Origin of the sequence: Mesorhizobium sophorae (assembly GCF_002270415.1) — a bacterium.
In the GTDB taxonomy this organism is placed as follows: domain Bacteria; phylum Pseudomonadota; class Alphaproteobacteria; order Rhizobiales; family Rhizobiaceae; genus Mesorhizobium; species Mesorhizobium sophorae.
The window spans coordinates 59,661-82,358 of sequence record NZ_NNRI01000024.1 but is presented as its reverse complement, the minus strand read 5'-3'; the positions used below and the strand labels follow the sequence as shown (position 1 = coordinate 82,358).

General features: G+C 63.2%; 22 protein-coding genes. 10 read left to right on the top strand and 12 right to left on the bottom strand.

Annotated features, from left to right (window positions below):
* The first annotated feature begins 8 nt into the window (after nucleotides 1-8).
* Nucleotides 9-626: a pyridoxamine 5'-phosphate oxidase gene (pdxH, locus tag CGZ66_RS38525; protein WP_095091911.1), complete on the top strand. Its 618-nt coding sequence runs from the start codon at nucleotides 9-11 to the stop codon at nucleotides 624-626.
* An 8-nt stretch (nucleotides 627-634) separates the two neighbouring features.
* Here the strand turns inward: pdxH and CGZ66_RS38520 are convergent, their stop codons facing one another.
* Together CGZ66_RS38520 and CGZ66_RS38515 are read right to left on the bottom strand one after the other, a co-directional pair.
* Nucleotides 635-1,387: a crotonase/enoyl-CoA hydratase family protein gene (locus tag CGZ66_RS38520; protein WP_095091986.1), complete on the bottom strand. Its 753-nt coding sequence runs from the start codon at nucleotides 1,385-1,387 to the stop codon at nucleotides 635-637.
* Between the two features lie 19 nt (nucleotides 1,388-1,406).
* Nucleotides 1,407-3,176, bottom strand: a complete 1,770-nt coding sequence (locus tag CGZ66_RS38515; RefSeq protein WP_095091910.1) for an acyl-CoA dehydrogenase family protein — start codon at nucleotides 3,174-3,176, stop codon at nucleotides 1,407-1,409.
* A 212-nt stretch (nucleotides 3,177-3,388) separates the two neighbouring features.
* Between CGZ66_RS38515 and CGZ66_RS38510 the strand changes: the two genes are divergently transcribed.
* The gene (locus tag CGZ66_RS38510) at nucleotides 3,389-3,625 is read left to right on the top strand and encodes a hypothetical protein (protein ID WP_095091909.1); all 237 of its coding nucleotides are present in this window, start codon (nucleotides 3,389-3,391) and stop codon (nucleotides 3,623-3,625) included.
* Nucleotides 3,626-3,758: 133 nt separating this feature from the next.
* Nucleotides 3,759-4,871 (top strand): glycoside hydrolase family 25 protein, encoded by a 1,113-nt coding sequence (locus tag CGZ66_RS38505; RefSeq protein WP_095091985.1) that lies wholly within the window; start codon nucleotides 3,759-3,761, stop codon nucleotides 4,869-4,871.
* Between the two features lie 17 nt (nucleotides 4,872-4,888).
* Here CGZ66_RS38505 and purD read toward each other — a convergent pair whose 3' ends face one another.
* Both purD and CGZ66_RS38495 read right to left on the bottom strand, forming a co-directional pair.
* Nucleotides 4,889-6,166 carry a phosphoribosylamine--glycine ligase gene (gene purD / locus CGZ66_RS38500; protein ID WP_095091908.1) on the bottom strand — a complete coding sequence of 426 codons (1,278 nt, stop codon included), beginning with the start codon at nucleotides 6,164-6,166 and terminating at the stop codon, nucleotides 4,889-4,891.
* Nucleotides 6,167-6,323: 157 nt separating this feature from the next.
* On the bottom strand, nucleotides 6,324-7,139 hold the full coding sequence (locus tag CGZ66_RS38495) for a phytanoyl-CoA dioxygenase family protein (protein ID WP_095091907.1): 816 nt from the start codon (nucleotides 7,137-7,139) through the stop codon (nucleotides 6,324-6,326).
* Between the two features lie 88 nt (nucleotides 7,140-7,227).
* On the opposite strand from CGZ66_RS38495, the gene CGZ66_RS38490 reads away from it, so the two are divergent.
* Both CGZ66_RS38490 and ubiA read left to right on the top strand, forming a co-directional pair.
* Nucleotides 7,228-8,154, top strand: a complete 927-nt coding sequence (locus CGZ66_RS38490) for a LysR family transcriptional regulator (RefSeq protein ID WP_095091906.1) — start codon at nucleotides 7,228-7,230, stop codon at nucleotides 8,152-8,154.
* A gap of 31 nt (nucleotides 8,155-8,185) precedes the next feature.
* On the top strand, nucleotides 8,186-9,169 hold the full coding sequence (gene ubiA / locus CGZ66_RS38485; RefSeq protein ID WP_095091905.1) for a 4-hydroxybenzoate octaprenyltransferase: 984 nt from the start codon (nucleotides 8,186-8,188) through the stop codon (nucleotides 9,167-9,169).
* Between the two features lie 51 nt (nucleotides 9,170-9,220).
* Here ubiA and CGZ66_RS38480 read toward each other — a convergent pair whose 3' ends face one another.
* The 3 genes from CGZ66_RS38480 to CGZ66_RS38470 form a co-directional block, all read right to left on the bottom strand.
* Nucleotides 9,221-9,787: a DUF6101 family protein gene (locus CGZ66_RS38480; RefSeq protein ID WP_095091904.1), complete on the bottom strand. Its 567-nt coding sequence runs from the start codon at nucleotides 9,785-9,787 to the stop codon at nucleotides 9,221-9,223.
* A gap of 185 nt (nucleotides 9,788-9,972) precedes the next feature.
* Complete coding sequence (locus CGZ66_RS38475; RefSeq protein ID WP_095091903.1) at nucleotides 9,973-11,403, bottom strand: FAD-binding oxidoreductase; 1,431 nt, start codon at nucleotides 11,401-11,403, stop codon at nucleotides 9,973-9,975.
* Nucleotides 11,404-11,411: 8 nt separating this feature from the next.
* On the bottom strand, nucleotides 11,412-12,392 hold the full coding sequence (locus tag CGZ66_RS38470; RefSeq protein WP_425352347.1) for an L-threonylcarbamoyladenylate synthase: 981 nt from the start codon (nucleotides 12,390-12,392) through the stop codon (nucleotides 11,412-11,414).
* Nucleotides 12,393-12,576: 184 nt separating this feature from the next.
* Here CGZ66_RS38470 and CGZ66_RS38465 point away from each other — a divergent pair, with 184 nt between their 5' ends.
* Complete coding sequence (locus CGZ66_RS38465) at nucleotides 12,577-13,104, top strand: hypothetical protein (protein ID WP_167392423.1); 528 nt, start codon at nucleotides 12,577-12,579, stop codon at nucleotides 13,102-13,104.
* Between the two features lie 102 nt (nucleotides 13,105-13,206).
* Nucleotides 13,207-13,596: a hypothetical protein gene (locus tag CGZ66_RS38460; RefSeq protein ID WP_095091902.1), complete on the top strand. Its 390-nt coding sequence runs from the start codon at nucleotides 13,207-13,209 to the stop codon at nucleotides 13,594-13,596.
* Nucleotides 13,597-13,672: 76 nt separating this feature from the next.
* Here the strand turns inward: CGZ66_RS38460 and CGZ66_RS38455 are convergent, their stop codons facing one another.
* Together CGZ66_RS38455 and glyS are read right to left on the bottom strand one after the other, a co-directional pair.
* Nucleotides 13,673-14,017, bottom strand: a complete 345-nt coding sequence (locus tag CGZ66_RS38455) for an ATPase (protein ID WP_095091901.1) — start codon at nucleotides 14,015-14,017, stop codon at nucleotides 13,673-13,675.
* Nucleotides 14,018-14,122: 105 nt separating this feature from the next.
* A complete protein-coding gene (gene glyS / locus CGZ66_RS38450; RefSeq protein WP_095091900.1) occupies nucleotides 14,123-16,243 on the bottom strand; it encodes a glycine--tRNA ligase subunit beta in 2,121 nt (706 codons plus the stop codon).
* 194 nt (nucleotides 16,244-16,437) lie between these two features.
* Between glyS and CGZ66_RS40245 the strand changes: the two genes are divergently transcribed.
* Nucleotides 16,438-16,614 carry a hypothetical protein gene (locus CGZ66_RS40245; RefSeq protein ID WP_167392422.1) on the top strand — a complete coding sequence of 59 codons (177 nt, stop codon included), beginning with the start codon at nucleotides 16,438-16,440 and terminating at the stop codon, nucleotides 16,612-16,614.
* Between the two features lie 2 nt (nucleotides 16,615-16,616).
* Here CGZ66_RS40245 and CGZ66_RS38445 read toward each other — a convergent pair whose 3' ends face one another.
* The gene (locus CGZ66_RS38445) at nucleotides 16,617-17,537 is read right to left on the bottom strand and encodes a glycine--tRNA ligase subunit alpha (protein ID WP_095091899.1); all 921 of its coding nucleotides are present in this window, start codon (nucleotides 17,535-17,537) and stop codon (nucleotides 16,617-16,619) included.
* 235 nt (nucleotides 17,538-17,772) lie between these two features.
* Here CGZ66_RS38445 and CGZ66_RS38440 point away from each other — a divergent pair, with 235 nt between their 5' ends.
* On the top strand, nucleotides 17,773-18,234 hold the full coding sequence (locus CGZ66_RS38440; protein WP_095091982.1) for a GNAT family N-acetyltransferase: 462 nt from the start codon (nucleotides 17,773-17,775) through the stop codon (nucleotides 18,232-18,234).
* A 104-nt stretch (nucleotides 18,235-18,338) separates the two neighbouring features.
* On the opposite strand, the gene CGZ66_RS38435 is transcribed toward CGZ66_RS38440, so the two are convergent.
* Together CGZ66_RS38435 and CGZ66_RS38425 are read right to left on the bottom strand one after the other, a co-directional pair.
* Nucleotides 18,339-20,114 carry a tetratricopeptide repeat protein gene (locus tag CGZ66_RS38435; protein ID WP_095091898.1) on the bottom strand — a complete coding sequence of 592 codons (1,776 nt, stop codon included), beginning with the start codon at nucleotides 20,112-20,114 and terminating at the stop codon, nucleotides 18,339-18,341.
* Between the two features lie 455 nt (nucleotides 20,115-20,569).
* Entirely contained in the window at nucleotides 20,570-21,508 is a 939-nt protein-coding gene (locus CGZ66_RS38425; RefSeq protein WP_095091897.1) for a LysR family transcriptional regulator, read from the bottom strand.
* Nucleotides 21,509-21,797: 289 nt separating this feature from the next.
* On the opposite strand from CGZ66_RS38425, the gene CGZ66_RS38420 reads away from it, so the two are divergent.
* Nucleotides 21,798-22,532 (top strand): SDR family NAD(P)-dependent oxidoreductase, encoded by a 735-nt coding sequence (locus tag CGZ66_RS38420; protein ID WP_095091896.1) that lies wholly within the window; start codon nucleotides 21,798-21,800, stop codon nucleotides 22,530-22,532.
* The last annotated feature ends 166 nt before the right edge of the window (nucleotides 22,533-22,698 follow it).

Genomic DNA, 22,698 nt, shown 5'->3' with positions numbered 1-22,698 from the left:
GAAAAACTATGAGTGACACAGAGTTAACAAGCAGTGACTTTACCGAGGCGGCGGAGCCGTTTCGCCTCTTTGCCGCATGGCTGGAGGACGCCACCAAGAGCGAAATGAACGACCCAAACGGCGTGGCGCTGGCGACCGTCGATGCCGACGGCATGCCGGATGTGCGAATGGTTCTACTCAAGGGGTTCGATGAAGGCGGGTTTGTGTTCTACACGAATTTCGAGAGCGCCAAAGGCCAGGAGATTCTTGGCAGCATGAAGGCGGCGATGTGCTTCCATTGGAAATCACTGCGCCGCCAGGTGCGCATTCGCGGTCCGGTGGAGATCGTCAGCGACGCCGAAGCCGACGCCTACTACGCGACGCGACCACGCGGCAGCCGTATCGGCGCCTGGGCCTCGAAACAGTCGCGGCCGCTGGAAAGCCGCTTTGCGCTGGAAAAGGCGGTGGCCGAATACACAGCGCGCTATCCGATCGGCGAAATTCCACGGCCAAAGCATTGGTCGGGCTTCCGCATCGTACCGCAGACGATCGAGTTCTGGCATGACAGGCCGTTCCGGTTGCACGACCGGGTCGTCTTTTCGCGTGATGCAAAAGGCGGCTGGGACAAGACGAGGCTTTATCCCTAAAGAGAGGCTCAGGCCTTCTTCCTGGTCATGAACGCCGTGAGCGCGGCGCGCGCCTCGTCTGATTTCAGCCGCGCGCGGAAATACTCGCTTTCCTCACTGATGCGGGCGAGGAGGTCGTCGCGCGAGCCGCGCATCAGGTCGCGCGCGATCTTCAGAGCCTGAGGTGGCTTGGCCGCGATCTGGCCGGCCGCCGTCAGCACCGAGGCCTCCAGCGCGTCTTCCTCGACCACATCGTAGATCAGGCCGGCGGCCTTCGCGCGTTCGGCCGAAAAGCCCTCGCCGAGGCCGAGCAGCGCGAAAGCAGCCTGCTGTCCCAGGATGCGCGGCGCCAACAGGCTGGAGCCCGCTTCGGGCACCAGTCCGAGATCGACGAAAGGCGTCCTGAACACGGTGCGCGGCGTGGCGAAGGTCAGGTCGCAATGCAGGTTGAGCGTCGTGCCGATGCCCACCGCGATGCCGTCGACACCGGAGACAATGGGTTTCTCGACCCTGGCCAGCGCCATCAGGAAGTCCCAGACCTCGGTGCCGCCGTCGCCGCCGGTGGCGACGACCATGAAATCGGCAAGGTCGTTGCCGGAGGAGAAGGCGCCGGGCACGCCCAGGAAGACATGGACGCGGATCGCCGGGTCGGCATCACCTTCGGCCAGAGCAGCCGACATTTTCGCATACATGGCGCGCGTCAAGGCGTTCTTCTTGTCGGGGCGGTTCATACGGATGATCTGGATGGCGCCCTGGCGCTCGACGAGGATATGGTCTGTCACGGGTTTTTCCTTCTGAACGTCAGGCAGAGATGAGCGCCTTGCCGGCAGCGGCGAGGCTTTCGGCGCCATCGACAACGCGGTCCTTCAGGGCACGGACCTCACCGAGCAGGTTTTCGGCGAAGAAGCGGCAAAGCGCGATACGGTCCTGATCGGCAAGAGCGCCCTGCGCCAGATAGGCCCCGCCGGCGGCCAGCGAGATCAGCTTGAGATAGGGCGTGGCACCGGACAGCGCCTCGTCCGACCGGCCATCGGCGGACAGCTTTTGCAGGAAGCGGGTCGCCTCGCTGAGTTCACCGAGCGCCTTGTCGAGAGCATCGGCGGTGCGGCCGAAACCCTCGAGATTCGATGTCCGCACGGCATTGGCCACAGCCGCCAGTTCGTCGATAAAGCCATGCACGTGTTCGCCGCCGCCGAGCGGCAGCTTGCGCATGACCAGATCGATCGCCTGGATGCCGTTGGTGCCCTCATAGATCGGTGCGATGCGCGCATCGCGGTAGAATGCCGCCGCGCCGGTCTCCTCGATGAAGCCCATGCCGCCATGCACCTGGAGGCCGAGCGAGGCAACCTCGACGCCGACATCGGTCGAGAAAGCCTTGGCCAGCGGCGTCAGCAGATTGGCACGGTCGCGCCAATGCGCCGCCTCATCGCCGGCCGATACGCGCGCCAGGTCGATGGCATGGGCGCAGCAGTAGCTGATGGCGCGGGCCGTCTGCGTCAGCGCCTTCATGGTCAGGAGCGTGCGCTGCACGTCGGGATGATGGACGATCGGCGCCATGCCGGCGCCGACGTAGGTTGCCGCCTTGCCTTGCCGGCGCTCATTGGCATAAGCGATCGCCTTCTGCGTGGCGGCTTCCGCGACCGCGACACCCTGCATGCCGACGGAAAGGCGGGCGTTGTTCATCATGGTGAACATGCAGGCCAGGCCCTTGTTCTCCTCGCCGATCAGCCAGCCGATGGCGCCAGGCGCAGCGCCCCCGAAGCCATCGCCATAGATCATGGTGCAGGTCGGCGAGGCGTGGATGCCGAGCTTGTGCTCCAGGCCGGAGCAGAAGACGTCGTTGCGCGTGCCCAGCGATCCATCGTCGCCGACCAGGAATTTCGGCACCAGGAACAGCGATATGCCGCGCGTGCCGGCCGGCGCATCGGGCAGCCGCGCCAAAACCAGATGGATGATGTTGTCGGTAAAGTCGTGCTCGCCATAGGTGATGAAGATCTTCTGGCCGAAGATGCGATAGGTGCCATCACCCACCGGCTCGGCGCGGGCGCGCAAGGCAGCGAGATCCGAGCCGGCCTGCGGCTCGGTCAGGTTCATCGTGCCCATCCATTCGCCGGAGACGAGCTTTTCAAGATATTTCGACTTGAGTGCCTCAGAGGCGTGCTTGTCGAGCGCCTCGACAGCGCCCATGGTCAGCGTCGGGCCGATGCCGAAGGCCATGGCGGCTGAGTTCCACATTTCGAGCGCTGCGACGCCAAGCATGGTCGGCAACGCCTGGCCGCCATACTCCTCGGGCCCGGACAGCGCATTCCAGCCGCCGTCGATCCAGCGGCGATAGAGTTCCTTCCAGCCGCGCGGCGTGGTGACGATAGCGTCCTTCAGCACCGCACCTTGCTCATCGCCGATCTTGTAGAGTGGCGCGACTTCGTCGGTGGCGAAGCGGCCGGCCTCGCCAAGAACCGCATCGACCAGATCCTCGCCGAGATCGCCGAACGTGCCGGCATCAAGGGCGGACTTGAGACCAGCCACGTGCTTGAGCGTGAAAGCGATATCCTCGACCGGTGCCCGATACATGCCGCTCCCTCCTCCTGATATAGGCCCACCGATCCTAGGACCCGCACTGCCGCAAAACCATCCGCCTTTCAGCGGCGGCCTCCCATCTTCTTTTTACGTAAACGTCAAACTATGTCACGTGGATTTTGCAATCGCGCCGACACGTATTAGATTCTATCGACGCCGGATCAAGTCGACCGGCGACAGACCGAACCAACAGACCGGAACCACCCATGCTTGCCAGACCTGATGCCTATCGCTGCATCGAATGCGGCCTGCCCTATCGCGCGGCAGGGTTCTCGTACCATCAGGGCAGACTGGAAAACGGCGCCGCCTACTGGTCGGATCACGGCATATTATGCTCGCCGCAATGCTCCCTCGCACACCACCGCAAACGCGCCGCCGAGGGCACGCTGCCGCAAGAGCCGGCGCCAGACCCGTTTGAATTTCAGCCACTCATCAGACGATAGCTTTGCCGGCGCCAGCCCCGTGGAAGCACTTCCTTAACCATGACGGTCCAGGATTTGTCTTTGGTTAACGGGGATTCCCTGTTTGAAAACGCCGGCGCATCTTCTACGCCGCTCAGCGATCGCTCTCGCGGCGATGATGGCGCTGATATCAGCGGCAAAAACCTCGGATTTTTCCGAGCCGTGGAAGAACGCTGACCGCGCCCTGGTCGTCGACGCCTACGAGTACAATTCCATCGACTGGGCCCAACTTGCCACCGACAAGCGGATCGTCGGCTTCATCAACAAGGCATCCGACGGCATGCCGCCACCCTATTTCTGTTTCGGCGACGACACCGAGGTGAAGTTGTGCAAGGCGCTGTGGAAACGCCACGCGGTGACGCGCGAACTGTTCCAGACACGCAAGGTGGTCGCCAAGGCGCTCGGCCTGAAATGGGGAGCCTATCACCTCGCCCGCCCCGGCAATCCGGTCGAACAGGCCAATAATTTCCTCGATTTCGCCGAACCCGCGCCTGACGACCTGCTGGCTCTCGACATCGAGGGCAATGATCCTTCGCAGTGGATGTCGCTCGAAGATGCCGAGGAGTTCGTGCGCCAGGTGCATCGGCGCATCGGCCGCTTCCCGGTGCTCTACTCCAATGGCAAGACGGCCCAGTACATTGCCGACAACAGCTACAGGTACCGGCTCTTGTCGCGGCTGCCGCTCTGGTATGCCCGCTACAAGCCCGACATCGACGTGCATTTTCCGATGGGCAACTGGCAGGGCTACGCGCTGTGGCAGTTCTCGGCGCAAGCCAATTGCGGCCGGCTCCGCTGCCCTTACAGGGTCGCCGGCACGCCCAAGGACATCGACGTCAATGTCGCGCCGACGGACGCGGCCACGCTGCGCGCGCAATGGCCTTTCGGTGGTCTCATCGACGTGCCGCCTGACTATCTCGCCTCGATACCGTTGCCGGTGTCACGCGAAGCCGGCCTCGCCGGCAATGTCACGATCACCTACGCCTCGGTCGCGGCGCCGCCGACCTTCGAGGACATGGTCGCGGCGCTGGGCACGCGCTGGACGAAGTTCCGCGACGGATTCCGCATGCCTGTCGTGAAGACCGTGCCGCAGCGGCCGACTTTCGGCATTGTCCAATATGTCGCCTGGAAGCGGACCGAACAGCGTTCGCCGTTGCAACTCGACGCCGCCTTTGCCGCCGCCGATCCGCTCAGCACCGCTTCGACCGAGATCGATCGCGGTTTGCGATAAGCTACCGTCGCAGAACTTTAGTCTGCCTGCTCGCGTGCCACGGCCTGCCAGCCAATATCGCGGCGGCAGAATCCATCCGGCCAATCGATCCGGTCGAGCGCGGCGTAGGCGCGTTTCTGCGCCTCGCGGACCGTTGCGCCTGATGCCGTGACGTTGAGGACGCGGCCGCCATTGGCAACCAGCGCGCCGCCGTTTATGGCCGTGCCGGCGTGGAATATCTGGACGCCTTCGGCCGCCGCGTCTTCGACGCCGCGGATGACCGATCCCTTTTCCGGCGTGCCTGGATAGCCCCTGGCCGCCATGACCACGGTCAGTGCGGCCTCGTCGCGCCAGCGCACCGAAGTGTGTGCAAGCTGGCCGTCGGTTGCCGCATTGAGCAGGACCAGCAGATCGTCCTTCAGCCGCATCATCAGCACCTGGCATTCCGGGTCGCCGAAACGGGTGTTGTATTCGATCAGCTTCGGCCCCTTATCAGTGATCATCAGCCCGGCGAAGAGAATGCCGGCGAAAGGCGCGCCCAGTTCGGCCATGCCGCGCATGGTTGGCTCGATGATCTCGCGCATGGTGCGTTCGATCATCTGCGGCGTCATCACCGGGGCCGGTGAATAGGCGCCCATGCCGCCGGTGTTGGGGCCGACATCGCCGTCGCCGACGCGCTTATGGTCCTGCGCGGTGCCGAAGGGCAGCGCTGTGGTGCCGTCGCAGAGGCAGAAGAAACTCGCCTCCTCGCCAGTCATGAATTCCTCGACCACCACTTCCGCGCCTGCAGCGCCGAAGGACCCCTCGAAACAGGCATCGAGCGCTACCAGTGCTTCGTCCAGCGTCATGGCGACGGTGACGCCCTTGCCTGCCGCCAGGCCGTCGGCCTTGATGACGATCGGTGCGCCGGTCTTTTCGACATAGGCCTTGGCGGACGCCAGATCGCCAAAACGGCCATAGGCGGCGGTGGGGATGTCGTATCTGGCGCAGAGATCCTTGGTGAACCCCTTCGAGCCCTCCAGCCGGGCGGCAGCTCTGGAAGGTCCGAAGACGCGAATGCCTTGCGCACGCAGATCGTCGGCGATGCCGGCGACCAACGGCCCTTCCGGGCCAACCACGACGAGGTCGATCTTCTTGTCCTTGCAGAAGGCGGCAACGGCTTCGTGATCGGTAATGTCCAGCTTCACCAACTCGGCCTCGCCGCCGATGCCCGGATTGCCGGGAGCCGCATAGAGCTTTGTCAACAACGGCGACGCGGCGATCTTCCAGGCGAGCGCATGTTCGCGGCCGCCGGAGCCGAGAAGAAGAACGTTCATGGCCACCTCGTGATGCCTATTAACCTGCAGAGCACCCGCTATTGCTCTCTGCACGATGGGTCAAGGCATCAGGGTGCTTTGATCGGAATTGCGCACGGGAACGTTACCCCTGCCGAAGATCGGCGGCGCACACCGCCGACGATTTTCTGGCAGTCGTTCAGCCTTGGAAGACGACCGGGAACCAGTCCTCGCGCAGCCTCTGACCCGGCTGCATGCCATGGCCGTGGTAGGGGGGCGAGGTGCGTCCCGGCCGCTCGACATAACGCGCATCGTCGCCGACCCAGCGCAACGACAGCGCCCGGCGCCGTGCCGAGGTCATGTTGCCACGCGCGCCATGCGCGGTCCTGAAGTCGAACAGGATGGCGTCGCCCGGTTCCATTTCCCATTCAAGCACCTTCATCGACGGGTCCTTGTCCGGGTCCGGCACCGGCAGATAGTCGCCCTCGCCGGCATAGAAATTGGTGTCGTCGAGCCAGCGCACCGGCAGGATCATCTTATCCCATTTGTGCGAGCCGGCGATCAGGCGCAGCGTCGCCTCCTTCACCGGATCGATGGGGATCCAGAAGCTCACCGTCTGCCGGCCATCGACGAAGTAGTAGGGGATGTCCTGGTGCCAGGGCGTCGGCTTCTGCGTGCCGGGTTCCTTGACCAGAACGTGATCGTGGAAGAACTGCGCGGTGCGCGACTGCATGACCGCCGCTGCCAGTTCGGCAGCGGGCGAATCCCGCACCACGCTGACGAATTCGGGAATGCGCTCCCAGTTGCAATAATCATCGAAGAAACTGCCGCGGCCATTGGCGATATCAGATGCGGTGGCGCTGCGGTTCTGCATGTTGCGCTCGATCCCAGCGGCAATTGTGTCGACCCAACCCTTGAAGGCACCGCGGATGCAAACCGCACCGTCGCGCTGGTAGTCGGCAATTGTCCTTGCGTCGATCGTCTGTGTGTCGATTGTCTGGGTCTGGGAAGCCATGGCGTTCTCCTCTTGGAATGACCGACTATCGCAACTCGCTTTCATTTAGTAAAATAATGACTTCTCATTTTATATATAGGATCACCCTATGAATGTGACCCTCACGCAGCTGCGTTATCTGGTCGCCGTTGCGCGTCATGGCAGCGTCACTGGCGCCGCGAAAATGTTGAACGTCTCGCAGCCGTCGATTTCGGTGGCCATCGACGCCGTCGAAAAGAATTTCGGCCAGAAGCTGTTCGTCCGCCAGCGGGGCAGCGGCGTGTCGCCGACGTCGTTCGGTCGGGCTGTCGTGGCGAAGGCAAGACAGGTTCTCACCGAAACGGACGAACTCGTCGGCCTGGGTTCAAGCAGATCGGCCGTCGGCGGTGAACTGGTGCTGGGATGTTTCGAGGACCTGGCGCCTTTCTTTGCGCCGGCCCTGATCCGCGCCTTCTCCGAACGCTATCCGGCCGTGAAAATTGTCGTTCGCGACGAGACGTTCGAAACGCTCGGGCGGCGGCTCGGCGACGCCGCCATCGATCTCGGCCTCACCTACGACCTCAGCCTGCCGACACATTTCGCCCGCATCCTGCTGCGCGAACTTCGGCCGCATGCGCTGTTGCCGGCAGGCCATGCCCTGGCGGATCGTTCCGAGGTCAGCCTTGCGGATCTGGCCGCCTATCCGCTGATCACGACAGACCAGCCGCACAGTTGGCAGCACATGCTCGACCTGTTCCGCAGCCGTGGCCTCTCCCCGGTCGCGGACACAACGACGAGTTCATTCGAACTCCAGCGCAGCATGGTCGCCAATGGCTTCGGCGTCGCCGTCAGCTACACCCGCCCGCATGGCGACCGCAGCTATGACGGCCTGCCGCTCCTCTGCAAACGGTTGTCCGATCCGCTGCCCATGCAGCGGATCCTGCTCTCCTATGACACGCACCAGCGCGTCTCCAACGCGGCGCTGGCGTTCATCGAGGTCGCGAAGGATTGGTTCGCCTCTCATGACATCTTCGCGTCCGCAAGCGAGACTGCTTGACGGCCTTCCAGTCTGCTGCCAATCCAGCAGCATGGAACCGATCCAGTCGAAAGCGGCCCAGGGCCGTGTCGCCGATGCACCGAACGGCCATTGGGTCTATCGCGTGCTGCCGCGCTCGATATGGCCCTATGCGCAGCTTGCCCGGTGGGACAGGCCGATCGGCTGGCAATTGCTTTTGTGGCCGTGCTGGTGGTCGGCGGCACTTGCGGCGAGCGCCTATCCGCGTCCCGGCGATCCGCTGCTCTCGCTGCTGCCGGCGCCATTGTATCTTGTGCTTTTCCTGATCGGCGCCATCGCCATGCGCGGCGCCGGCTGCACCTACAACGACCTCGTCGACGAGGACATCGACAACAAGGTCGAGCGGACGCGGTCACGGCCGCTGCCGTCGGGCAAGACCACGCGCCGGCGGGCATGGGTGTTTCTTGTCCTGCAGGCGCTGATCGGCCTGGTGGTGCTCATACAGTTCAACAGTTTCGCCATTCTGCTCGGCATCTGCTCGCTGGCCATCGTCGCCGTCTATCCGTTCATGAAGCGGATAACCAACTGGCCGCAACTGGTTCTCGGCCTTGCTTTTTCCTGGGGTGCACTGATGGGATGGGCGGTCGAGTTCGGCGATCTCGATGGGCCCGCCATCATGCTCTATATCGGCTCTATCCTGTGGGTGATCGGCTACGACACGATCTATGCGCATCAGGACAAGGAAGATGACGCCATTGTCGGCGTACGCTCGACGGCACGGCTGTTCGGCGACAACACCAAGTCATGGCTTGTCGGGCTCTATGGCGGCACGCTGGTCTGCTTCGCCATCGCCTTCGCGTCGGCACAGGCTCCGGTGGTGGCACTGGCCGGGTTGATCGCCGCCGGCGCCCATATGGCCCGGCAGATCGCCGTGTTGGATATCGACAATCCGGACCAGTGCCTGCGGCTGTTCCGTTCGAACAACCAGGTCGGCTGGCTGATCTTCCTTGGCCTGATCGGCGGCGCAGTGTGGGTGGCATTGAAGCCGCTGGTTTAGCGGCTTTTTCCTTCTCCGCTTGTGGAGAAGGAAGGACGCGCCAAGCTCTTCCTATTCGCGCGAAATAATCTCCTGGCCGTCGATGACCAGCCTGAGACCGAGATCGCCGGCCCTGCGGCGGGCGAGGAAGCGCGGGCGGCGCATGTGCGAAACGCGGCCCTTGCGACGATCCTGCGGCGGCAGCGTCTTGATGGCGGCTCCGAGCGATTCTTCCAGGGTACGGGCAACGCCGTCCGATTCGATCAAGAGCATCGGCAGACGGTAGGCGTCGGCCCAGGCGCGCCAGTCGGCGGCGACATCTTCGAGATCATCGGCCACCAGCAGCGGCACCGACAGCATCGGATCGTTGTGCAGGAGTTCCAGCGTCACCGTAACATTGCCGTCCGGATCCTCCATCGCACGGGCGGCGACGCCGCGAAACGCATTGGCTGGCAGCGCGATGATCGCCGGCAAACCGCTCATCTCGAGCATGCGGCGGATCACTGCGCCCCGCTTGTCGATGGTAAAGGTCACGTCGCCGTAGTCGTCGCGTGTGGCGTAGCTGACCACTTGCGGCAGGCGGAATGGGTCGAGACGCATGTTGCGTCCGGCCCAGACTGGCTTCAGTCCGGTGTTCATAGAGTGCCTTCCTGTCTGTCTCCTGAGAGCCGGTGTCCGGTTCTCTCCGGGCCGGTTTTTCCAGCCTCGTTTGTGAGCAGACAGTAGCGCGGGCACCTTACCGCCCCGCTTAAGAAAGTCGGTTAAATTTTGCTGATCTGCGGGATGGTTATCGGAATGCCACCAGCCACAAGAAGCCGAAAGGATCAGATAACCTTACCGGGGTTCATGATGCCGGCTGGGTCGAAGGCAGCCTTCACCCGGCGCATCAGGTCGATCGCCATCGGTGGCGCTGTGGCGATCAGTTCGTCCCGCTTCAACTGGCCGATGCCATGCTCGGCCGAGATCGAACCGTGCAGGCTGCGCACCACGTCATGCACGGCCTTGTTCATCGGATGATAGAGAGCGAGAAACGCCTCGTCGTCGCCGTCCACGGGCCGCGAGATGTTATAGTGCAGATTGCCGTCACCCATATGGCCGAAGCAGACCACGCGGGCGCCGGCACTCACCGACGCCACCGCGCCGGCGGCCTCCTCGATGAAGCGCGGGATCGAAGCGATCGGCACCGAAATGTCGTGCTTGATCGAAGCGCCCTCCGGCTTCTGCGCCTCGGGCAGCAGCTCGCGGAAGTTCCAGAAGGCATCGCCCTGCCCAAGACTTGCGGCAATGACTGCGTCGCCGACGAATCCCTGTTCGAGACCAGTCGAGAGCACCTCCTCGATCAATGCCCGCGAATCCTCCGATGAGCGGCCGGACGAAATCTGCATCAGCACATACCACGGCCAATCTTCGATCAGCGGCCGCACCACGCCCTGGGTATGCGCCAGGGTGAAGTCGTACGGGCGCCTGCCGATCAGCTCGAAGGCGGTGAGCGCTGCTCCGGCGCGGTCCATCGCCAGGCTGAACAGGGAGAGCGTGGCTTGCGGCGATGACAGGCCGACGAAAGCCACCTCGCGCCCTTTCGGTTTCGGGAACAGCTTGAGCACGGCGGCTGTGATGACGCCTAGGGTGCCCTCGGCGCCGACGAACAGGTTCTTCAGGTCGTAGCCGGTGTTGTCCTTCTTCAGCTTGCGCAAATCGTCGAACACCTCGCCGGTCGGCAGCACCACTTCAACCCCAAGGCAGAGTTCGCGCGCATTGCCATAGGCAAGCACGCCGGTGCCGCCGGCATTGGACGACAGGTTGCCGCCGATCTGGCAGGAGCCCTGCGCGGCCAGCGACAACGGAAACAGCCGGTCGACGCCATCGGCCGCTTCCTGCAATGTCTGCAGGATGACGCCGGCTTCGACCGTCACCGTGTTGGACAGGACATCGATCTCGCGGATGCGGTTCAGCCGCGACAGCGACAGCACGATCTCGCGGCCGGATCTGTCCGGCACCTGGGCGCCGACCAGTCCGGTGTTGCCACTTTGCGGCACCACTGGCGTTCCCGACTCGGTTGCCAGCCGCATGATCTGGCTGACTTCCTCGACGCTGCCCGGCCGCAACACCAGTGATGTCGCACCATGCCAGAGCCCGCGCCGCTCGGTGAGGTAAGGCGCGATATCCTGCTCGTCGCGCAACGCGTATTTGTCACCGACGATCGCCGCGAAGCGATCGATGAGAGAGGGATCGAGTTTCTCTGATATTTCGGTCATGGGGAAAACTACGTTGCTGCCAAGATGTTGTCACGAGGGGAGGCGGCACGCGAGAGCCGATCGTTGATCGCCTCGCCAAGCCCGTCGAAGGGAACCGGCTCGACGGCGATAATCCGTGCGCCGCTGCTGTCGAGTACCTGCATATAGGCGAAAAGATTGCTCGCCGCTTCGCGCAGGTCGCCTGTCTCGGACAGGTTGAGGAACGCGGCGGCGTGCCGCCAGCCTTCGGCTCGCCGGATGCCGAAGCCGAGCAGGGCTTCGCCCTCACCAACTGTCCCGGCGTTGAGCCGCATCGCGGCGTCAGGCGCATAGTGCGAGGCAAGCATGCCCGGCGCCTCGACGCCGGCGGCACCGCCACGCAAGAGCTCCATGCCGATTGCCGCCTCGATGTCTTCGGCGGCAATGCCGCCGGGCCGGAGCAGCCGCAATCTTTCCCCTTCGGCCTTGACGATGGTCGATTCCAGCCCGACCGGCGTCGCCCCGCCATCGACCACCAGCTTTATGCGTGCGCCGAGATCCGCCGCCACCGCTTGCGCCGTGGTCGCGCTGATCTTGCCCGATGAATTGGCGCTGGGCGCGGCAAGCGGGCGGCCAAGCCGGGCGATGAGCTCGCCGCCAAAGCCTCTTGGCATGCGCAAGGCAATCGTATCGAGCCCGGCCGTGACCAGCGGGTGGATGCCGTTGCCGGTTCGCTGCGGCAGCACGAGCGTCAGCGGACCTGGCCAGAACGCAAGCGCCAGTTTCTTCGACAGCGGATCAAACAGCGCTATGCGCTCGGCCATCGCCATGTCGGCGACATGGGCAATCAGCGGGTTGAAGCGGGGCCGCCCCTTGGTTTCGAAAATGCGCGCCACGCCGATGCCGTTGGTGGCGTCGCCGGCAAGCCCGTAGACGGTTTCGGTCGGGATGGCGACGACATCGCCGTCCCGGAGCAGCGCCAGCGCCCGCTCCAGCGCCTCGCTGACGGCAAGTATTTCAGCCACTCTCATCACCTCGCAGATGCCGGCTGCGTAGTACGATGGCGGCTGTTGGGCAAGTCGGCTGTTGCGACAAGTCGCTGTCGGGCAATCTGGGTATTGGCGATTTATCAATAGCTAAAATGCTACGTTCACGCGAAAGCCGGCATCAATTCCGGCCCGCTACTGTGCGGCTTCTGGGCAAAGGGGAGCGATCATGGTGTCTGTGCGCATGCTGCTGGGTATTGTCGTTGTGGTGACGGCCGGCGGGGCACAGGCCTCGTCGCTGGTTTTCCCCGGCGTGCCCTCCTCGACGCCATCCATCATCAAGCTCGATGTCGCCAAACCGCTGAAGACCGCCGAAACCGCCAAGGCCAGCAATGTGCAATCGGTGATGGGGCTCGGCGAAGCGCAGCCCGACGTCACCTATGAAAAAGTGTCGGCGATCACGGACAAGCCCGAGGCCAAGCACGGCTTTGAGCAGAACCCGATGGTCATTCGCGGCGGCGTCGTTGGTCCCGCCTTCTCGGCGCCGGCGCCAAGCGCCGCCTCGGCGAAAGCCGCGGCACCAGAGACGGGCACCGCACCGGCGACGGGTACCGCACCGGCGACAGGTACTGCGCCGGCAACGGCTACAGCCTCCGACGCTCCTGCGGGAGACGCCGGGACAAACTCGGCCTCGCCGCCGAAAGCACCCGCACGAGCAACAACCCAGCCCGTTCGCGGGGTCAGCAAAGCCAATTAGAGGCTGGACAGCGACTTGACGGCGGTCTGGCGCCCAGCGCACCATTGGCAGGCAAACCCGTCCCGGTTCTTCGCCGCCGGGTGCCACTAAGGGGGGCTGATCATGAGCAAATTCAAAACCATCACTGCGGCCGGGCTTCTGCTGGCGTCGTTGCTTGGCGCCGGCGCGGCTCATGCCGATGACATGCTGGGATCCTATGTCGCGCGCATTTCCGATCGGGATCATCAGGCGAGTGACGGCTATGCACTGGAGACTGCGGCGCAGATGGTACGGCAGGACCGCGCCAACTGGCACAAATTCCACCGTCGCGACCGCGATGACGAGGGTGATGGCTGGTTCAGGACCAACGACCAGCGCGCCGATTTGCAGCGCATGCTGGAGCGTTCCGGCGCGATGAGCTCCTCGACCAAGCGCGCCATCGTCAATGGCGAGCCGCTGATCCAGGTCGACGTCTACGAAAACAGCGTGCGCGTCAGCATTCTGGAAGACTGAGAAGGCTAGCATCTGACAGAAAAGGGCGGCGCGTCAGCGCCGCCCTGTCATCAATCGATAGATCGGCAGCCTAAAATCAGGCAGCTTCTTCCTTGTCGTCTTCTTCGGACTCGTCGTCTTCGGATTCTTCTTCTTTGGATTTCTCGTCGTCGCCTTCAGCCTTCACGCTGTCATCGGCGTCGTCTTCGTCCTCGTCTTCATCGTCTTCTTCATCTTCGTCGTCATCCGAGAGCGTGGCGGCTTCGGCGTCGTCTTTGTCAGACTCTTCTTCATCGTCGCCGTCTTCGTCATCATCCGACAGATCGGCCGCTTCGACCGTGACGGCGGCAGCGTGATCGAGGGCGGTTTCGGAAGCGGATTCAAGCGCCTCGGCGGGAGCCGGGGTTTCTTCTGTCACTTCGATTTCGTGATCGGAATTCATGGAAGCCTCCGTGGGTTGGGGAACATGTCCCTTTTGCCACGGAGAGGTCATCGTCATATGACTGTAAGCCGGCTCGAAGGACCCATCTTCAGAATTTTTCAGGCCTCAACCAGCGATCTTCGAGAAGTCCGCGACCTGACCGGTGGCCGCCCGGATGCGGGCGAGGAGCGCCAGGCGGTTGGCGCGCACGGCCTCGTCCTCATCATTCACGAGAACATGCTCAAAGAATGAATCAACCGGTTCGCGCAACACGCTAAGCGCCAGCAGCGCGCCGGAAAAGTCTTCGTTTTGAATCGCTTCGCCGGCTTGCTTCTCACCCTGATTCACCGCCGCAAACAGCAATTTCTCGGCATCCTCGCGAAACAGCGCCGGCTCAACAGCCTTGGCGACCGCCGTTTTCTTCTTCTCCTCGGCAGCCAGGATGTTGGCCGCGCGCTTGGTGCCGGCGAGCAGATTCCTGCCGTCCTCGGTGTCGAGGAAAGAACCAAGCGCCTCGACACGGCGCACGATCTGCAGCAAGTCGTCGGACTGCGGTGTGATGACGGCATCGATCAGATCATGCCGCGCACCCTGGTCGCGGAGGTAGACCTTCAGACGGTCGTGGAAGAATCCGAGGAGGTCGGAAACCCTCCCGACGATGGGTGCCAGCGCCAGTCGAATATCATTTTCGATCAATATTCTAACCACCCCGAGCGCTGCCCGACGCAACGCATAGGGGTCCTTCGACCCCGTCGGCTTTTCGTCGATAGCCCAGAAGCCGACCAGCGTGTCGAGCTTGTCGGCAAGCGCGACAGCGACCGAAACCGGATCGGCCGGCACTCGGTCGGAAGGGCCCTGCGGCTTGTAGTGCTCTTCCGCCGCCGCGGCGACCGAAGCATGCTCGCCCTGCAGCAGCGCGTATTTGCGGCCCATGGCGCCTTGCAGTTCGGGAAATTCGCCGACGACTTCGGTGGTGAGATCGGCCTTCGCCAGGACAGCGGCTCGGCGCGCCAGCACAGGATCGGCGCCGACGATCGGCGCCAATTCCTCGGCAAGCCGGGCAATCCGCTCCACCCGCTCACCTTGCGTGCCGAGCTTTGCGTGGAAGGTAACGCCGAGATGGTCGAGGCGCGCCATGCGCTGGTCGAGCGGCTTCTTGAGATCGAGCCCGAATTTTTCCGCCGATGCCGCGAGCTGATGGAGGTCCGGCAAATCGCCCTGGTCGGTCGTCCAGAAATAGAGCGCGTCGGACAGGCGGGCGCGCACCACCTTGCCGTTGCCGTGGGCGATCTCCTTGCCGCCATCCTTGGCCTCGATGTTGGCGGTCAGGACGAAGCGATTGGAAAGACCCTCGGCAGCACCCTGCGGCCGCGTGACAAAGCATTTCTGGTTGGCGCGGATGGTCAACCGGACCACTTCGGCCGGAATGGCCAGGAAAGCCTCCTCGAACTCGCCCATCAGCACGACCGGCCATTCGACCAGCCCGGAGACTTCCTCCAGCAGCCCTTCGTCCTCGACAAGATCGAGCCCGTTGGCGAAGGCGAGATTGCGTGCGTCGGCAAGGATGATCTCCTTGCGCCGGTCGGCGTCGAGCACGACCTTGGCCGCCTCCAGCTTTGGGACATAGTCGTCGAAGCGGCGCACCGTAATGGCGCCAGGCGCGTGGAAGCGGTGGCCATAGGTGATGTTGCCCGAGCGGATGCCGTCGATCTCGAAATCGACCACCACCGGTTCCTCGGTCTCCGGGCCGAAGGTGCACAGGATCGATTGCAGCGGGCGCACCCAGCGCAGCGAACCGGGCTTGGCCGAGGCCGGCCCCCAGCGCATCGATTTCGGCCAAGGGAAGCCGCGGATGATGCCCGGCACCAGCTCGGCGATGATCTCTTCCGATGCCCTGCCCGGCTTCGAGATGTGGGCGACGTAGAAATCGCCTTTCTTAGGACCGGAATGGACATGCGCCTCGGCGATCGACGAAAGCCCGGCCTTGCGCAGGAAACCTTGCACCGCCTGTTCGGGCGCCGTCGTAGACGGTCCCTTGATCTCCTCGCTTATATCCTTCGAGCGCGCGGTCAGGCCCCTGATATCGACCGCCAGACGCCGCGGGGTCCAGTACTCGCGCGCCGCCTCATAGGTCAGGCCCGCCTCGACCAGACCATCGGTCAGCATCTTCCTGAGATCACCCGCTGCCTTGCGCTGCATGCGCGCGGGGATTTCCTCTGAGCGAAGTTCGAGAAGCAGGTCAGGCATGGATGAGGCTCACGCGGCAAGATGGTCCGCGCGGGGCATAGCAACTCGGCTGGCCGCTGTCACCCTTTCCGGAAATTTTGGCCGCCCTGTCGGGACGAGGCGACCCCGCCCGTCCTTGGATCAAAGATTTCCATGAACCGAACGCAGCGCTGAAGCGACCCACGCTCAGGTAGGGAACTATTGGCTGAACGACCATGAAAACGGCATCCAGACTTCTGCAGATTGTAGCACTCACCGCCTGCTTCACCGCGCAGGCTCACGGTGCCTTCTCGATGCCGGGTGTACGGCAGGCACTGCGCACGATCGACGGTGCCACTGGTCAGAACGTGTTGCCGATCAACGCTTGCCTCAAGGTGATGAAGCGTGCCTGAACTCAGGCCGCCAGTCCGCCGGCCTGCGTCTTCAAAAACGCCTCGCCGCAGGCCTTCGCCAGATTGCGCACCCGCAAGATGTAGCTCTGCCGTTCCGTGACCGAAATCACGCCACGCGCGTCGAGCAGGTTGAAGACATGGCTGGCCTTGATGCACTGGTCGTAGGCCGGGAAAACCATGCGGTGCATCGGCAGATTGTCGTTCGACGCCGGTGCACCGGCATCGAGCAGCGCCTTGCATTCGGCCTCGGCGTCCTCGAAATGGCGCAGCAGCATCGCCGTGTTGGCGTATTCGAAATTGTGGCGCGAATATTCCTGCTCGGCCTGCAGGAAGACATCGCCGTAGGTGACCTTGTCGGCCCCTTCGCGGCCGTTGAAGTTGAGGTCGTAGACATTGTCGACGCCCTGCACATACATGGCCAAACGCTCCAGCCCATAGGTCAGTTCGCCCGCCACTGGGGCGCACTCAATGCCGCAGACTTGCTGGAAATAGGTGAACTGCGACACTTCCATGCCGTCGCACCAGCACTCCCAGCCCAGCCCCCAGGCGCCCAGCGTCGGGCTTTCCCAGTCGTCCTCGACGAAGCGGATGTCATGCAGCAGCGGATCGACGCCGATCGCCGCCAGCGAGCCGAGATAAAGCTCCTGCAGGTTCGGCGGATTCGGCTTCAGGATCACCTGGTACTGGTAATAATGCTGCAGCCGGTTCGGGTTCTCGCCATAGCGGCCATCCTTGGGGCGGCGCGACGGCTGGACATAGGCGGCGTTCCAGCGTTTTGGCCCGAGCGCGCGCAGCGTCGTCGCCGGATGAAAGGTGCCGGCGCCGACCTCCATGTCGTAGGGCTGCAGGATGACGCAACCATAGTTCGCCCAGTAATTGTGCAAGGTCAGGATCAGCCCCTGGAACGAGCGGCTGGGATGCATATGGGCGGGGATTTCAATCGTCGGGATTTCAATCGTCACGGGGGCCTCGGCAGCAAAGGCTAGCTTGCCGGCACGTCCTAGAGACACGGCGGCGTAGCGTCAAGCAAGGCGCGCCGGTGCGGACCTAGCGAGCCCGCCGATGATGTTGAAAGCTTTGCGAGCGACTGGCCCATTGCCGGGCATGGGCGGCTGCGGTCTGCTCGTGCCGCAAAGTGTCAGGACAACAGGTTCAATCATGCCCAGTTCCACGATCATCCGTCCCATCGCCCGGCAGGATTTCGACCAATGGCTGCCGCTGTGGGACGGTTACAATGCATTTTACGGCCGCTCGGGCGAGACGGCGCTGGCAAGCGAGATCACCGCGATGACATGGTCGCGCTTCTTCGATGCCTATGAGCCGATGCATGCGCTGGTTGCCGAGAGCGAGGGACAGCTTTTCGGCCTCGTGCATTACCTCTTTCACCGCAGCACCACGGCGATCTCGCCGAATTGCTACCTGCAGGACCTTTTCACCACAGAGGCCTCGCGCGGCAAAGGCATCGGCCGGGCCCTGATAGAGGGCGTCTACGAGCGTGCCCAGGCCGACGGTTCGGGGCGGGTGTATTGGCTGACGCATGAGACCAATCACACGGCGATGAAGCTCTATGACAAGGTCGGCGAGCGCTCCGGGTTCATCGTCTACCGGAAGATGTTCTGAGGCAGTTTCCGGCGCACTGGCACGTGTTGAGTTTTTGGACGGATGGACGTCCAAACGAAAACGGGGCTCCGAAAGAGCCCCGTTTGCATTCCAAGAAACCGATTTCACCCCTTCGGGGCTGGCACCGGCTCGGGCTTGACCTTCGGGGTTTCCTGCGCGGTGTTGGATTCGATGGGCGGCAGGCCCTTCATCAGCTTCTGCTGCAATGTGGCCAGCACATCGGGGTCCGGCTTCAGGTCGCGCGCCTGGTTCCACTGAAAGGTGGCTTCCAGCTTGCGGCCAACACGCCAGTAGGCGTCGCCGAGATGATCGTTGAGAACCGGATCTTCCGGCTTCAGCGACACCGCGCGTTCCATCTCGCGCACCGCGTCATCGAACCGGCCGAGGCGGAAATAGGCCCAGCCCAGGGAATCGACGATGTAGCCGTCGCTCGGCCTGAGATCTACGGCCTTCTGGATCATCGCCAGGCCTTCCTTGAGGTTCGTATTCATGTCGACCCAGGAATAGCCGAGATAGTTCAGCACCTGCGGCTGGTCGGGGAACAGTTCCAGCGCCTTGCGGAAGCTCGGTTCGGCCTTGGGCCATTCCTTCAGCCGTTCATAGGCGATGCCGCGTTGGTAGAAGATGTTCCAGTTGGCGGCAGTCGGCGTCTTCAGCACCGTGACTGCCTTGTCGTAGAGATTGGCCGCCGAGCGGAAATCATCCTTCGACGAATAGACGCCGCCGAGCGCCAGATAGGCGCGCATGTCGTTGGGATGCGCGTCAACGAAAGCCTTCAGATGGGTGATCGCCTCGTCCTGGCGATTGAGATCGGCAAGGTTGAGGCCGAGTTGCAGGTCCGAAAGCTCTTTCAACGGCGAAGAGTCGGGGATGCGCCGATAGAGCGCGATGGCGCCCTCGCCGTCCTTCAACTGCTCGGAAACGGCCGCCAGTTGCACCAGGGCTGCGTCGCTGTCGGGCTTCAGGGCCAGGGCATACTGCAGGTAAAGACGGACGAATGGCTCGCCACCGCCGCGATTGAGCGCCGTGGCGAGATTAAGCAGGATCTCCGACGCGCCGTCCGACGGGCCGGCAGCGAACGGCGCAACCTTGTCACCCTTGCTGATCTTGTCGCGCAAGGCGACGATTTCCAGCTTGCCCGGCGCAAACGCCTCGGCCTGGTCGAGCACCGACAGTGCCTTGTCCTTGTCGCCCTTGCGGGCCAGGAACGACGCGTAGGCCTGGGCGTTGCGCATCCAGGTTTCGGGAGCCGCACCACCGGCGGCCGTATCCTGCATCGTCGCGGCGTAGATCGCCTCGGCCTTTTCGGGCATGCCCGACGCGTCGGCGATCAGCGCGCGATGGAAGGACTTGAACAGGCCGAACCAGTCCGGCCCCTGCAGTTTGTCGATGGAAGCCATCGCATCGCTGGCTTGGCCGGCGCCTTGTTGGGCCCAGCCGGACATGACGCCGGAGATCAGCCGGTCGAGATCGGATTCCAGCGACAGCTTGAGCCAGTACTGTGCTTTGGCGAAATCCTTCTTGTGGAAGGAATCGACCGCCAGCGCCAGGCGCGAGAAGCGCTCGACATCGGGAACTTCCTTGAGCTTGTCGGCATAGACCAGGGATTCGTCGAAGCGCCCTTGAGCGATCAGCGACAGCATCAGGCTCTGCTGCAGTCCGGTGTCGCTCGGATTGAAGGCCAATGCCTGCTTGTAATAGGCGATGGCGCTGTCGAGGTCGTTGTCGCCTTCGGCGATCCGGGCGGCCAGATAGGCACCCGAGAACGACGTGATCTTGACCGGTTCGGCGGTTTGCTTGGCATAGGCCGGCAAAGCCGAGATCGCCATGCCTGTCACAATTGCCAGCCTTGTCAGCCAGCGCGCACGTCCTTGCTGCATCGTATCCCTTTCAGCCAGGCGCCATCTCCGCGTCAGCGGGATTGGCGTAGACTCGATCTTTCCGGGCAAAGCATGGCCTTTTTGGGGTCGCGCTTCAATCCGCCTCGAATTCACAATCCGGGCACCCGATTAACAAACCATGGCGATCAGGGACAGTTTTCCGTTTTCGAGTTCCGGTCATGGCCCAGCGCGGAGCCGATCATATCACAGGTTTGGTCCGCATCACAGGTTTGGCCCGCTGGACTCCGATATCAGCGCTCGCCCGGCAGACCGCCGAGGAGAAACGGCGTGGCTGCGGCTCAGCTCGACGTGGTCGCCGTACTGCCAAAGGCGTTCATGGCATGGAGGATGTTGAAGGCGAGGATTGACAGCGCCGCTTCGACTTCACCGCCCTAAGCCCCCTGGTGAGGAACCTTCCACCGCCCGACATGCGCTTGATCGTCACGAAGGGGTGCTCAACGGTACATCGTCGGATCGTCATCAAGCCGGGGTCGGCGTAAGTTCTCGCCTCCATTCAGCCCCGCGAGAAGCGAAGCGTACGCGGCGAGCCTGCGGGATACGAACTCGGTAAAGAGCCGCACGCGCTTCGTCTTGCGTGTCTCCCCCTGCGTGAGAAGCCAGAGCGTTCCGTACATGTGCAGGTCGGCACCCGGCACCCTCACCAGTAGGGGGTCGGCATCGCCAACGAAGCACGGCAGTGTCGTCATCCCGAGCCCTTGCCGTACGGCAACGATCTGCGCCTCGGCGTCCGTGGTCCTGAATGGAACCCCCGTGGTGCGAACCTCACCCTCGCTGGCCCAATCCGGAATTCCATGAATGCTTATGACGATCCAGCGGATGGGATCAGGCGCGCCCGCACGCCACGCGGATAGTCGATCGCGAGACATATAGACGCCGCCGAACAGCTCCGGTCCCTTCAGGCCGTGAAGATTGAGCGGCAGGGTTTTGCGGTCGTAGACGACGCGGATCGCGACGTCGGCCTCTCGGTTGGTCAGATTTGCCAGCTCGCCGGACGACAAGATTTCCATCTCGATGTCCGGATGCTGACTAGCGAAATCGGCGAAGTCCGGCATGAGCAGGTGTGTCGCGAGGGGCGGTGCCAGCGTGACCCGCAGAAGCCCGCGCACGCTCTGGTCGCGCCCGAAGACGCGCGTCTCGAGCAGGTGCGACGACGCTTCCATCTGGTCCGCGAACTCGAGGACCTCCTCGCCCGCAGCCGTCAGGCGGTAGCCCGACGGCAGCTTTTCGAACATGTGCACCCCGAGGCGTTCCTCAAGCTGGGCGATGCGTCGCAGCACGGTCGAGTGATTCACACCGAGGCGCTCGGCGGCAGCCCGCACCGAGCCTCCACGCGCGACGGCAAGAAAGTAGCGAACGTCATCCCAGTCGATCATGGTGCAATCTCGCACCGCGCGGTGCGCCTTCCAAAGCCCACATCTACCACATCGAACAGCATCTCGTTTGCGGGTAGCACGGCGATTAACATAACCCATGCCGACAAACGCGGCCCAATCCTGAATGGCGCACACCGGTCGTCGCGGCCGGCGTCCGTCGTCGAGCCGGATCGATTTTGCACCACCGATGTGCGCGTTTCCGCACTCAAAGCCATACCCCGGCAGACTTATTTCTAGGCTCTCGGGGTTCTTCCCGAACGACCAAAGGCAGAGCCTGAAAGGAAAAATCGTGGGAAAGCTGGACGGTAAGGTTGCGGTCATCACGGGCGGATCGAGCGGCATGGCGCTGGCGAGCGCCAGGCGGTTCGTTGAAGAAGGCGCCTATGTTTTCATCACGGGCCGAAGGCAGGAGGCGCTCGACGAGGCCGTCAAGCTGATTGGCCGGAACGTGACCGGCGTGCGCGGCAACGCGGCCAATCTCGACGACCTCGACCGTCTGTTCGATACAGTCAAGCGAGAGAAGGGCAAGATCGATGTCCTGTACGCGAGCGCCGGCATGGGCGAAGCCGTCCCACTGGGCGAGATTACCGAGCAGCATTTCGATGCGGCCTTCGGCCTGAATACGCGCGGCACGCTGTTTACGGTTCAGAAAGCGTTGCAGCTGTTCAACGATGGCGGATCGATCTTCATGACCGGGTCAGTTGCTTCGGTGAAAGGTTTTCCTGGTTACGGCGTGTATGCGGCGAGCAAGGCGGCGTTGCGCTCATTCGCACGCACCTGGCTCAACGAACTGAAGGGCAGGAATATCCGGGTGAACGTGCTGAGGCCGGGGCCGATCGCCACACCGATGCAGGACCAAGTTCTCACGGAGGAGGCGAAGCGGATGTTCGAATCTCTGATCCCGCGGGGAAAGATGGGGCGTCCTGAGGAAATTGCGGCGGTCGCGCTGTTTCTTGCTTCAGACGATTCAAGCTTCGTGAATGGGGTGGAGTTGTCTGTCGACGGCGGCTTCTCGGCCATCTGAAATCGCGCCCGATCGCCGGAAGTGGTTGACCGTCCGGGCGCGCGGAAGTCGTCACGGCAGGACGACTACGCGTCAATTCAGGAATTCGAACCGATGTCACGCATCGCTTGCGGTGGCGGTCCGAAGATCTCGCGAAGGTCGCCATGCGGCGAAACGGATAACCCAG

Coding starts and splice junctions, on each gene's coding strand:
- pdxH (WP_095091911.1), top strand. CDS start 9: ATGAGTGACACAGAGTTAACAAGCAGTGACTTTACCGAGGCGGCGGAG.
- CGZ66_RS38515 (WP_095091910.1), bottom strand. CDS start 3,176: ATGTATCGGGCACCGGTCGAGGATATCGCTTTCACGCTCAAGCACGTG.
- CGZ66_RS38510 (WP_095091909.1), top strand. CDS start 3,389: ATGCTTGCCAGACCTGATGCCTATCGCTGCATCGAATGCGGCCTGCCC.
- CGZ66_RS38505 (WP_095091985.1), top strand. CDS start 3,759: ATGATGGCGCTGATATCAGCGGCAAAAACCTCGGATTTTTCCGAGCCG.
- purD (WP_095091908.1), bottom strand. CDS start 6,166: ATGAACGTTCTTCTTCTCGGCTCCGGCGGCCGCGAACATGCGCTCGCC.
- CGZ66_RS38495 (WP_095091907.1), bottom strand. CDS start 7,139: ATGGCTTCCCAGACCCAGACAATCGACACACAGACGATCGACGCAAGG.
- CGZ66_RS38490 (WP_095091906.1), top strand. CDS start 7,228: ATGAATGTGACCCTCACGCAGCTGCGTTATCTGGTCGCCGTTGCGCGT.
- ubiA (WP_095091905.1), top strand. CDS start 8,186: ATGGAACCGATCCAGTCGAAAGCGGCCCAGGGCCGTGTCGCCGATGCA.
- CGZ66_RS38480 (WP_095091904.1), bottom strand. CDS start 9,787: ATGAACACCGGACTGAAGCCAGTCTGGGCCGGACGCAACATGCGTCTC.
- CGZ66_RS38475 (WP_095091903.1), bottom strand. CDS start 11,403: ATGACCGAAATATCAGAGAAACTCGATCCCTCTCTCATCGATCGCTTC.
- CGZ66_RS38470 (WP_425352347.1), bottom strand. CDS start 12,392: ATGAGAGTGGCTGAAATACTTGCCGTCAGCGAGGCGCTGGAGCGGGCG.
- CGZ66_RS38465 (WP_167392423.1), top strand. CDS start 12,577: ATGGTGTCTGTGCGCATGCTGCTGGGTATTGTCGTTGTGGTGACGGCC.
- CGZ66_RS38460 (WP_095091902.1), top strand. CDS start 13,207: ATGAGCAAATTCAAAACCATCACTGCGGCCGGGCTTCTGCTGGCGTCG.
- CGZ66_RS38455 (WP_095091901.1), bottom strand. CDS start 14,017: ATGAATTCCGATCACGAAATCGAAGTGACAGAAGAAACCCCGGCTCCC.
- glyS (WP_095091900.1), bottom strand. CDS start 16,243: ATGCCTGACCTGCTTCTCGAACTTCGCTCAGAGGAAATCCCCGCGCGC.
- CGZ66_RS40245 (WP_167392422.1), top strand. CDS start 16,438: ATGAAAACGGCATCCAGACTTCTGCAGATTGTAGCACTCACCGCCTGC.
- CGZ66_RS38445 (WP_095091899.1), bottom strand. CDS start 17,537: ATGCATCCCAGCCGCTCGTTCCAGGGGCTGATCCTGACCTTGCACAAT.
- CGZ66_RS38440 (WP_095091982.1), top strand. CDS start 17,773: ATGCCCAGTTCCACGATCATCCGTCCCATCGCCCGGCAGGATTTCGAC.
- CGZ66_RS38435 (WP_095091898.1), bottom strand. CDS start 20,114: ATGCAGCAAGGACGTGCGCGCTGGCTGACAAGGCTGGCAATTGTGACA.
- CGZ66_RS38425 (WP_095091897.1), bottom strand. CDS start 21,508: ATGATCGACTGGGATGACGTTCGCTACTTTCTTGCCGTCGCGCGTGGA.